The sequence below is a fragment of the Moorena sp. SIO4A1 genome (assembly GCF_010672065.1).
GTDB lineage: Bacteria > Cyanobacteriota > Cyanobacteriia > Cyanobacteriales > Coleofasciculaceae > Moorena.
In genome coordinates, this window is sequence record NZ_JAAHHX010000739.1 from 1 (window position 1) to 1,417 (window position 1,417).

Sequence of the window (1,417 nt, forward strand, 5' to 3'; positions counted from 1 at the left end):
AAAACTCTACAATAGCAGTGTGGTCATCTATATTTTTATTATGAAATTGATCAAAGTTAAAGCTAGAACCGATAGGTAAATATTGGTCTTGTAAATCATTGCGCTGCTGTCGCCACGGGTGCATCTCATTTTTGTAAAAACATCATTAATAAAGCATCCCATTTAGGTAAGCACAGCGTAAAGAAAGAATTTTAGGAACATTTTCAATATTCCATTGTGAGCCTGATATTTTAACTCGCATTCCTATTTGCTTAATTCCTGATTCAATTGCTCCTGAACCTAGGGAACTTATTCTTTCTTTCTGATAGTATTCATAGTTGATTATTCGCTTTTTATGAGTTTCTATATAGTTACAAAAATTTTGTGCTACTTTCTTTTTTAATCCCCTAAATAAATCTAAAGTCTCTGCCACTTTTCCTGACCAGAGAAGCTTTTCTGCCTTCTGTAAACGTTTCAAGGAACCTCCCACTTTATAAAGATTTTCCTTTAGATGATACCAATCCAATATTTCTCTTCTTTGAGCCGGTTCTCCCAGTTCTTCAAATATATTCCAAATTCCTTGATGACCATCACCTGTACAAAAGAACGGGTTGAGAAGTTTTTGACTATTTACCCAATCTATTAAAACTTGGTTTTCTTGAAAGAAAGCTCCTATATATGTTCCATTCAAACACACAGCTTTATAATCTTTCCATTCACAGGCTTCACCATTTTCCTCTGTACGTAACCGGATTTTTCCTGCATCTAAGCTTACTTCTTGTATTCCTAATCTAGATTCTGGTAAGTCTACATCTTGCTTTTTAACTAATCTATGTAATGTACTATGTGAAATTTTGATTCCCGTCATTGCCCATAAATCTTCCTCTGCTCTCTTATAAGATTCATTGGCACAAATAAGCAGAGCATTTTTTTCCAGCTTTGGACTTAATTGACTATGAGGTTTTAGCTCAAAATAATCCGCCTGTTTATCAGTGATTTCTACTTCTCCTACTATGGTTTTTATTCGGCGAGGTCTGCCAATTTTTACTTGACTGACTTCTGAAAAAAAAATTTTGCTATCTCTGGAGAAACTTCTTCCTGAATATAGTCTCTTAAAGTCGTTTCTATATCCTCAAATCTTTGCTTATTTTCTGGGGGGGTCTGACGATATAAAAGTTGAGCTACAGCTTTTAAATGTTCTTTTAGCTCTTGCTTTTCTTCCGGACTCAAGTTCATGAGTTTTAGTAATTATTAGAAACTATTTATCATTAATAATATCATGATATCATGATTTTGGTATTTTTGCAAAACTGAGATGCACCCTAGCGCATCCGCCAATGCAGGTGACTGGCATTTACTAAGAGGAAAACCCTTCTTGATCCGCATCATGGGGTTTGGGCTTCTAAAACCAAAAAACCAGATACTGGGAGCAGACAGA

The 1,417-nt window shown here is 35.1% G+C and carries 1 protein-coding gene; it reads right to left on the bottom strand.

Going from position 1 to position 1,417, the window contains the following annotated elements; translation table 11 throughout:
• Nucleotides 1-145: 145 nt before the first annotated feature.
• Nucleotides 146-1,215 (bottom strand): ISKra4 family transposase gene (locus F6K53_RS42490; RefSeq protein ID WP_293069080.1). Its coding sequence is split into 2 segments (ribosomal slippage): nt 146-1,041 and nt 1,041-1,215, totalling 1,071 coding nucleotides; the frame shifts between segments, so codons are not numbered across the junction.
• Nucleotides 1,216-1,417 lie beyond the last annotated feature (202 nt).